This window comes from Streptomyces sp. NPDC093801, assembly GCF_040701585.1.
In the GTDB taxonomy this organism is placed as follows: Bacteria; Actinomycetota; Actinomycetes; order Streptomycetales; family Streptomycetaceae; genus Streptomyces.
Window position 1 is genome coordinate 1 of the sequence record NZ_JBFBDP010000082.1, and the last position, 8,996, is coordinate 8,996.

General features: G+C 70.7%; 6 protein-coding genes and 2 pseudogenes. 5 read left to right on the top strand and 3 right to left on the bottom strand.

Translation table 11 applies throughout. The features are described from left to right. Positions 1-1,455: 1,455 nt before the first annotated feature. Positions 1,456-2,220, top strand: a complete 765-nt coding sequence (locus AB0469_RS40660) for a hypothetical protein (protein ID WP_366456650.1) — start codon at positions 1,456-1,458, stop codon at positions 2,218-2,220. A 439-nt stretch (positions 2,221-2,659) separates the two neighbouring features. On the opposite strand, the pseudogene AB0469_RS40665 reads toward AB0469_RS40660, so the two are convergent. Then, a pseudogene (locus AB0469_RS40665) lies at positions 2,660-3,466 on the bottom strand (RNA repair domain-containing protein); the annotation flags it as partial. Positions 3,467-4,034: 568 nt separating this feature from the next. Here AB0469_RS40665 and AB0469_RS40670 point away from each other — a divergent pair. Both AB0469_RS40670 and AB0469_RS40675 read left to right on the top strand, forming a co-directional pair. Continuing rightward, positions 4,035-5,399, top strand: coding sequence for a glutamate decarboxylase (locus AB0469_RS40670; protein ID WP_366456651.1), 1,365 nt, complete (start codon positions 4,035-4,037; stop codon positions 5,397-5,399). Further along, positions 5,356-5,588, top strand: a pseudogene (locus tag AB0469_RS40675) (aquaporin family protein); the annotation flags it as partial. The gene AB0469_RS40670 and the pseudogene AB0469_RS40675, both read left to right, overlap by 44 nt. 626 nt (positions 5,589-6,214) lie before the next feature. On the opposite strand, the gene AB0469_RS40680 reads toward AB0469_RS40675, so the two are convergent. Next, positions 6,215-6,712 (bottom strand): MarR family winged helix-turn-helix transcriptional regulator, encoded by a 498-nt coding sequence (locus tag AB0469_RS40680; RefSeq protein ID WP_366456652.1) that lies wholly within the window; start codon positions 6,710-6,712, stop codon positions 6,215-6,217. A gap of 100 nt (positions 6,713-6,812) precedes the next feature. Here AB0469_RS40680 and AB0469_RS40685 point away from each other — a divergent pair, with 100 nt between their 5' ends. Further along, positions 6,813-7,655, top strand: coding sequence for an NAD(P)H-binding protein (locus tag AB0469_RS40685; RefSeq protein WP_366456654.1), 843 nt, complete (start codon positions 6,813-6,815; stop codon positions 7,653-7,655). A gap of 48 nt (positions 7,656-7,703) precedes the next feature. Further along, complete coding sequence (locus tag AB0469_RS40690) at positions 7,704-8,114, top strand: MarR family transcriptional regulator (protein ID WP_366456655.1); 411 nt, start codon at positions 7,704-7,706, stop codon at positions 8,112-8,114. A gap of 195 nt (positions 8,115-8,309) precedes the next feature. Here the strand turns inward: AB0469_RS40690 and AB0469_RS40695 are convergent, their stop codons facing one another. Next, entirely contained in the window at positions 8,310-8,744 is a 435-nt protein-coding gene (locus tag AB0469_RS40695; RefSeq protein ID WP_366456656.1) for a hypothetical protein, read from the bottom strand. Positions 8,745-8,996 lie beyond the last annotated feature (252 nt).

Here is an 8,996-nt window from a genome sequence, read left to right on the forward strand (position 1 = left end):
GAGTTCCGTCAGCCGCAGGGTCTGGGGTGTCGTGGTCTGCGGTGCCGTGCTGTGTATCGGCTTCGATAAGCCCATGCTGCGTGCCTTTCCCCTAAGAACCAGCTGTAGTGCGGCCGGCGCGTCCACGGCCTCTGTGAAGGTGATCAAGCGCTCGAGGGTGCACCGGTACCAGCCGGAGCGGGGCTCGCGCAGGGGCGCGGCGCACGCCGGCCTCGACGGCGTCGGCTTGGCCTGAGGAACACGGCGGCCGGGATCGGCGCCCGGGATCGGCGCCCGGCATCCACCGGCGCGCGACCGGCCGGCCGCGTCTCACACCACCACTGCGCGGTGCCTCGTCGACGGTGTTCACCGGTGCTCCTCGGTTCACGTGGCGACCCCGGTTCTCGCTGGGTTGAAGATCGCAGCTGCGGCGGCCGGCGTTCATCAGTCGCGGGCACGAACCGCCTCCCTCGCATGGGGGAGCGGCCGTCCGACGACGGGAGTGGAAGCAGCCACGGCTCAACCGGCCGTATGGTCGGCATCCGCTCCAGGACGTACACGGAGCCCTGGTACGCGGCACGAACCGGGTGTGGCACCGATCCCGCCGGCCCGGCCGTCAGCCTTGCCCCGGCCGCGAGGGCCACCGCTCCGCGCCTCAGACGAGCACCGGGGCGGCCGGCGCGAGGTGGAGGCCGCCGGTCACGTACGCCAGGCGGTGGTCTCTGCGCGGGGCGCCGGGGAGGGGGTCGGCAACGGAAGCTCTGAAGGCCGTCCGGAGACAGGTCCTGGACGGTTCCGTCGTACTCGTCCCGTCCCGCACTGTCCTGCACCGTCGCGCGCCGCGAAGACCGAGAGGTCGCAGACGGCCGCCGGCCGGGGATCGAGGGGTGGGGTGGATGGGGAGGTCATGCCGTTAGCCTCGCGGCAGGGGAGCCCGTGCTCCCGTGCCAATGGAGGGGGAAGTGGACCGGAACCGTGAAGCGCCCGTGCCGGACGGGCTGATCGACCTGCTGGGCGACTGGGGTTCGGGCGGGGGACCGCTGTAGCGGAGGCTCACCGAGGCGTTCGGCCGGGCCGTGCGGTCCGGGGACGTTCAGCCGCCACCACGGCAGCGCGTGGTCGGAGGTCCGCGCTCGACGGCGTACCCATCGCCACGCGTACCGCGCCCTCGAAGCTCCTCCGGGGTGCGCCCTGCTGACGGGTGCCCGGTCCGGTGCTGGCCGCTCGCCCGGCCCGGGCCCGTACCGGACCCCGGAGCTGCGGTTGCGCAGCTTGGCCCACTGGTTGTACGGGAGGTGGTCTCGATTGCGGGCACGTGCGGTTTCGACAGGATCACGATGCGGGCGGCAGACCGGCTCAGCGCAGGTCAGGGGCCCCGGGTCCCGTACGGTGTGGATCACCGCAGCCGCCGACCGCCCGCCCGATGGGGCGCGTGGCGTGCCGCTGTTCCATCGCTCTTCTCATGGGGGAAACACTGTGCGCAGCACGCTCGTGCGTCGTACCGTCCTGACCGCGTCCGCCGTGTCCCTGGCCCTGCTCACCTCCGCGTGCGGCTCCGGCGGCAGCGACGACAAGGCCGGTGGCAAGCCGTCCGCGAGCGCTGCCGCGACCTCCGCCGCCCCGGCCGCCAAGGGCAAGTCGGACGCGGAGACGGCAGCGCTGCTTGTCACCCAGGCCGACCTCAAGGACCAGATCGTGTCGGCCCAGGGAGCTGCCGGCGCCGCCGCGGTGCCGGCCGAGGCCGACAACGCCGCCTGCAAGCCGCTCGCCCAGGTCCAGACGGCGCAGAAGGTCGGTGCGCCCACCGGCTTCGGCCGCACCTCGGCCAAGGCCAAGCCGCAGGAACTCCCCGCGGGAGCCTCCGCCGAGGACAAGCTCAAGGCCGGCCTGCTGGCGCTCGGCGGGGACCAGACCCTGATCACCGTCGCCTCGTACGACGGCAAGGGCGCCGAGGATGCCTTCGCGTCCGTCAAGGCCGCAGGCGCCGCGTGTTCCGGCGGGTACACGGTGACCTATGAAGGTGACAAGACCAAGCTCGACAGCGTCACCTCGGCCCCCGTTCAGGCCCGTGACGAGGCGGTGCACTACACCGTGGTCATGGACCTGGGCGACGGCGAGAAGTCGACCGGCCACCTGGTGGCAGTGCGCAAGGGCAACGCGTTGGCCACCTTCTACACGTTCGGCACCGCCGCGAAGTTCCCGGGCGACCTCGTCGACGTCCAGCTCACGAAGCTGGGCTGACCCGGCCCGCGTGCGGGGAAGGACGCCGGCTCGTCCAGCCGTCTGGAGGCGGACTGGGTGTGAACGGTCACGCTCCTGGCAGCCGGCCGACTTCCGGAAAGGCACCTCGTACAGCAGCCCGGTCACTCCATGGCAGCCATGATCAGAAACGCTGTGCAGCGTGAACAGGGATGACCCTCCCGTCATGGCTGACACCCACCCAGTGCCACGACCGCGCCATTCACACTGACGTCGCCCGATGGTCCGGCATCAGGCTTCCTGCCGGCGCACGGTGACCGTCGAACTTCGCCTGACGCCGGTTGAGGTCGCCCGGTCAACCGCCGCGACGCCGAGGTGCTCATTCCTCGACGTGCGGCGACCGTCCGTCCCGCGGCTGGTTACCGCAGACGGGCGGTGAGGGCGGAGGGCCGTCCGGAAGGGCCGGATTCTCCGGGTGACGTACACCGCCGCTGCCGAGCAGGACGCGGGCCCGGATCCGCATCGGCTCGTCGCCGTGCCGGGACAGCAGGACGAGCTCGTCGACCCGGGCCGTCATGGGGCCGAAGAGGGTCTCCGCCTTGCGGGCGAGGGAGCGCGGGTTCGGGGTACGGCCGAGGGACAGGTGCGGGGTGAAGCCGTGCGAGTGCGATCCGCAGAGCGGGAAGCGGAGCTCCAGGGACTCCCGCAGCCGCTCCCAGGGCTCGTGGCCGGCGGCAGCCGGGTCGAGCCAGACGGTGGCGTCCTCGCGGTGTCCGAACCAGTGGACGCCCGCCAGGCGGGCAGCGAACGGCGGCGTCTCAGCGAGCGCCGCGGAGACGAGCGGCAGGGCCCGGGCGAACTCGGCCTCCGGGACGAAACCGAAAAGGACGTTGACGTGCGGCGGCCAGCGGCGGATCTGCCGGTCGTGTTCGCGGCGAATGTGCTGGATCGGCGGCCACAACTTTGCCGGCGGCAGCCAGGCGACCGCGGTGCGGTTCGTCGACGGGACGGCGAGGACATCGCCGGGGGCCGGGGCCGGCACGGGACCGACCGGCTCGACGAGGGTCTCGTCGAGCCGGTCGGCGCCGGAGGCGCGGTCCCAGACGACCTGGCCGTCCGCCTCGAAGAACACCACCCGGTGCCAGGGGATCTCCCCGCCCGGCACGAAGTCGACGAGCAGGACCCGCTTCGGCGGGGCCCCGCGCTCGGCGATCCCCATCACGAACCGCTCGGGGTCGAAACGCGGGTCCCAGAGCACCCGGTGGTAGATCTCGTCGCTGGTGTGCACGTCAGCACCTGCCCTCGCTATCAGGGTGACGCGCACCCGGTCAGCCCTGCAATTCAGCGCCCGGCCCGCCCACCTCGCCGCGGACCCCCACCCGACACCAGGAAACGGGTAACCCGCGAGTAGGAATTGCTGGTGCCCGCCGTTTGCCGACGTCGATTCCCGACACTGCCGGCCTGTGGAATTCCTCCAGCCGGCTGAGTGTCGGCCACCCATGTCTCCCGGCACTTGTCCGTTGCGGTTGGAGACGGCGTTCTCCTTTCCCAGCCGGGCCGGAACTTTCGACCTCCTCCAGGCTGCGGAGGGCGAAGCCCGCCCAGAGGCGGATCGCCCAACCCGGATCCGCCGGAAATCGATTGCGGGACGCCTCTTGGCCGATCACGCGGTGGTACAGGGTGGAAGTGGATTCAGGGCCGTCCCGGACCGAGTCGTCCATCCGCAGGGGCGTGGGCTGCCGTGTGACGGGCGAGCATCGTCGACCGTTCGGGAGGATACGCCGTTCGCGTGCATTCCAGGCCCATCCACCGGTCCTGGGTATGGCTTCTTCTCGGACCGTGATTGAGTCGCCGGTATGACCAAGAGCGACGCCGCGGATCTGTTCGGAAACCGGTTTCTGACAGTGCCCGCTCCTTCGGAGACCTTTCCCGAGGAAGGCATGGCCGCGACGGACGCGATGAGGCTCGTGGATGTGGATCTCGCCATGGAGGGCGACCCGCAGCGCAACCTGGCCACGTTTGTCACCACGTGGATGGAGCCGGAGGCCCAACGGCTGATCGCCGAGAATCTTCACCGCAACTTCATCGACCACGCGGAGTACCCGATTTCCGCGGAGATCGAGCAGCGCTGCGTACGCATGCTCGCCGACCTCTTCAACGCGCCGGGCAAGACAACCGGATGTCGGACCCAGGGGTCATCCGAGGCGATCATGCTCGGCGCGCTGTCGTTGAAGTGGAAGTGGCGCGAACGCCGCCAGGCAGCCGGCCTTTCGATCGACCGGCCCAACCTGGTTTTCGGGGGTGACGTCCACGTAGTGTGGGAGAAGTTCTGCCGCTATTTCGACGTCGAGCCGCGGATCGTGCCGCTTGCCGTGGACAAGTACACGATCGGCCCGGAGGACGTGGAGCCCCACCTCGACGAGAACACGATCGGCGTCGTTGCCGTCCTCGGCACCACGTTCACCGGCCACAAGGACGATGTCGTAGGGATCGACAAGCTCCTGCGGGACGTTCGCAAAAAGCGGGACCTCGACATTCCGATCCATGTCGACGGCGCCAGCGGCGCATTCGTCTGGCCCTTCCTCTACCCGGACTCGAAATGGGACTTCCGGCTTGAGCAGGTCCGTTCGATCAACGTCTCGGGGCACAAATACGGACTGGTCTACCCCGGTATCGGATGGCTGGTCTTCCGCGAGGAAGCCGACCTCGCCAAGGACCTCGTCTTCTACGAGAACTACCTGGGCAAGACCGATGCGACGTTCACGCTGAACTTCTCCACCGGTGCCTCGATGGTGCTCGCGCAGTACTACAACTTCGTGCGGCTTGGTCGCCAGGGCTACACCTACGTCATGAAGGCGATGCAGGAGAACGCCCGCGCCCTGGCGGACAATCTGCGGAGCAGTGGCCGCTTCGAAGTGATCGGGAGCGACCTTGAGCAGCTGCCGCTGGTCGCTTTCCGTCTTGCCGGCAAGCACGCCTACGACGAGTCCGACATCGCCTGGCAGCTCTCGGCCGAGCGGGGCTGGATGGTGCCGGCATACACCCTGCCGCCCAACGCGGAACGGGTGAAGATCCTGCGCGCCCTGGTCAAGGAGACCCTGAGCCGAGAACAGATCGACCGCCTGACCCAGGACATCGCCGATGCGTGTCGCACCTTGGACGACAAGGGTGCGACCCATGGGACCGAGCGAGCCCAGGTCAAGCGCGGCACCGGCTACTGACTCCCGGAACCGGCGCCTCCGTCGAACAGCGCGCGGGACGTGCCGGCTTGGCAACCAGGCCACTGAGGTCACCGACGTCGTCGCGCTGCAGCTGCTGGCCGGCTCCACCGCCACCGTCTTCGGCTCCTGATGGCCCTCTTCGTCCCGGTCTCCGGCGCCCACTTCGACCCCGCCGTGACGCTGGCCGACTCGAGGGCGACGAGGCGGTGGCCGGGCAGCTTGGCCTTGTCGAACGCGGCCGTTGGGGGCGGCGGTCTCGAAGGTGGCGCTGTTCTCGTCGATCCCCGTCGGGTAGACGCCCAGCACATGCGCGGCACGCTCCGGAGGAGTTCCCCGATCCGCATTCCCGTCACGCGGCCTTCGTGGCGTCCGTCAGTAGCGCGCCCACGACGGCGGGTACGGACGGCTCGACCCGGTAGGAGACCCACTGGTGTTCGATCCACCGGACGAGACCAGCGCACCGTAGACGCGGGCTTGGTCGATGGCTGACGTGCCACGGTGACCACCGTCCGGCCCGGGCTGCATGGTGATGTCGAGGTCGAGGGCGGGGGACGTGCGTGGAGCGTCCCGGGGGTAGTCATGCTGCCGCTGGCGCCGAGGCCCAGGGCCCGGGACCGGGGTCAGTGGACTGACCAGCACCGCGAGCCTGTTCGTACTGCTGTCGGCAGCGGCGGAGGTGTGGCGGGCTGCCGGCCCGGGCCTGCTGAGCCGGCGGCGAGAGGCGGGGCGCGCAACCCGTCGTGCCCCTTCACCGGCTTTGCGCCAGCCGCAAGCCCATGAGGCGGCGGAAGCTCCTGAAAGGGGCTCCGCGGCCCCTACGGGCGGCGGAGGGCCTCCTGGGAGGCGACGTACTTGACCATCAGGCGGGCGAGCTCCAGCCGGTCGTGCTCGCTCCAGTCGGCGGTGATGTACTCGTACGCCGAGCGCTGGTGGCGGCGGAAGCGGGCCATCAGCTCTTCGCCTGCGGGGCTGAGGTGCAGGACGGTGCGGCGGCCGTCGCGCTGGGAGGCGGCGCGGACCAGGTAGCCGGCGGCGATGCAGTCGGACACCATGCGGCTGGCCACCGACGGGTCGACGCCCAGGTGGGCGCCGACGGCGCCGACGGTGACCTCGCGGGCGTCGTCATGGGCGATCTCCAGGACGACGTTGAGGACGAGGGTCCTGCTGAGGTCTTTCGGGGAGATCGGGTCCTGGACCTCCAGGAGCGAGGAGCGGCGCAGCTTCCCGAAGGCGGGGCCCACGGCGTTGAGCAGCTCTTCGGCCACGGCGGCCTCGACGGCCGTCTCCGCTTCGTGATTCTTCATGGGCCCCATCGTATCTACGTGACGGTGCGCAGGAATGTGTTGACATGTAAATGTGTGCGTGTCAGCATGCATATGTCTTCAGTCAATGAAAAATCGAGCGGAGCTTCCCATGACCACCCTCATCACCGGCGCCCGCGGCAAGGTCGGCCGGGCCGTCCTCGGCCGTCTGCACTCCGCCGGGCACGCCGTCCGCGCCGCCAGCGCCCACCCGGCCGGACTGGACGTCCCGGCCGGGGTGGAGACCTGCGAGCTGGTCCTCGACCGCCCCGAGACCTTCGCCGCCGCGCTCGACGGCGTCCGCCAGGTCTTCCTCTACCCCGAGCCGTCCGGCATCCAGGAGCTGGTGAAGGCCGCCGAGGCCGCCCGCGTCGAGCACGTCGTCCTCCTCTCCTCGTCCTCGGTCCTCGGTCCCGACGCGGAGACCGACCCGCTCGCGAGCCACAGCCTCAGGGTCGAGCGCGCCCTCGCGGCCTCCCCGCTGACCTGCACCTTCCTGCGCCCTGACGCCTTCGCGAGCAACTCCTTCGCCTGGGCGCACCCCATCGGCCGGTCGATGCCGGTCCGGCTCGCCTACCCCGACGCGCAGATCGCGCCCATCCACCCCGAGGACATCGCCGACATCGCCTTCGAAGCCCTGACCGGCGACACCCTCAGGGGCCGCTCGGTGACCCTCACCGGCCCCGAGTCGCTCAGCTTCCGTGCCCAACTGGCGGTGCTCTCCGCGGCCATCGGCCGGGAGGTCCCGGTCGAGCACATATCCCGCGAGGCCGCCGAAGAGCAGATGTCGGCCTTCATGCCCGCGCCGATGGCCGGCTCGCTGCTCGACCTGTGGGCCGCCGCGAGCCACGGCCCCGCCGCCGTCGCCGACACCACCGAGACCCTCCTCGGCCGCCCCGCACGCAGCTACGCCCAGTGGGCCGCCGAGAACGCCCCCGCCTTCACCGCGCGCTGAACCCACCGCCCGGCCCTCCCCGCCGGAGGAACGACAAGGAGCAGAACCGTGAAGCCCATCGGCTACTGGCTCAACCGCACCGACGAAGCCCTGACCGCCACCATGGACGCACTGCTGGCGGACTTCGGACTCACCCGCCTCGCCTGGCAGGTCCTCAACGTCGTCGAGGAAGACCCCCGGACCACCGACACCGGCGTCCGCTCCCTCCTCGCGGCCAACGCCGACGCCAGAGCCCTGACCTCTGCCATCGAGACGGTCCTCGCCGGCGGCTGGGCGCTGCGCCCGGAGCCGGGCCGTCTGGCCCTCACCGAGGACGGCCGCACCCGCCTCGACGACGTCAGGGTCCGCGTGGGGGCCTTCCGGGAGCTGGCGGCGGCCGGCATATCCCCGGAGGAGTACCGGACCGCCGTGGGCGTCCTGGAGCGGATGACGCGCAACCTGGAGCGGGCGAAGGTCTGAGCGCTCCGGCCCCGGCCGGTGCGCGGGGGCGTGGAAAGGGTGGGCGGGTGCCCTCGTACTCCATCGGTCAGGCCGCCGGTCAGCCCCGGGGCGGGCCGGAGGTTGTTGCCGAAGCAGGGTGATGCGGTCGGGGCGTTCGTAGCCTTGCCAGGTGGGGTGGGGTGCAGAGGAGGCGCGGTGCCGGGCGGCGCGGGTCTACGGGGGGAGGTGGTTGACCGGTAGCGGGGCTGCTGTGTCGGAGGTTGCGGGGATGACGTCGATGTCGGGCATGGGGAGGGTGCGGTCGCCAGTGAGGACGAAGAGGATCTCACGCGCCAGGTCCCGTACCGCCGCCCAGGCCGGATCGGTGGCCAGGGCCTCGTACGTCCAGGGGTCAGCCGGCCGGTCACCGCACATCTCCCGGAAGTGACCCCCGATCATGCGGAGCTCCCCCATCACGGCTGCGGCGTTGATCTCGTCCGCCTCTTCGTGCGCGAAGACCGGCAGGGCGTTGTCGAAGTCGTACATCAGGTCGTCCGTGGCGATGGGGAACGACTTCAGCCACGCCTGCTGCGCCGCCGCATCGGCGGCCAAAGGGATCAGGGCGGCGACCAGGAGGCGGCGGGCGGAGGAGCCGTGGCGGGCGTACACGGTCACATTCTCGCGCGGCGGGCCGTGGGTCCGAGGCGGGGACTGGGGTGAACTCAGCGAGCTCCGCGCCGGCAGGCACGTTGGCGCCGAAGTCGACGCGTCCGAAAAAGACCGGGGCGATCCAGCCCAGGCGGCGCATCCACTCGAAATCGCCCCAGTGTGAATGGGTGGGGTGGTGGCAGCGGTTGGGTGTCAGCCGGTGTGCGGGGGCTCGCCGTGCTGAGAGCCTTGTGTAGCTCGGGGTTTTCGTGA

Excerpts from the sequence above, each read along its gene's own strand:
- AB0469_RS40680 (WP_366456652.1), bottom strand. The coding sequence starts at position 6,712 with ATGGGGCCCATGAAGAATCACGAAGCGGAGACGGCCGTCGAGGCCGCC.
- AB0469_RS40685 (WP_366456654.1), top strand. The coding sequence starts at position 6,813 with ATGACCACCCTCATCACCGGCGCCCGCGGCAAGGTCGGCCGGGCCGTC.
- AB0469_RS40670 (WP_366456651.1), top strand. The coding sequence starts at position 4,035 with ATGACCAAGAGCGACGCCGCGGATCTGTTCGGAAACCGGTTTCTGACA.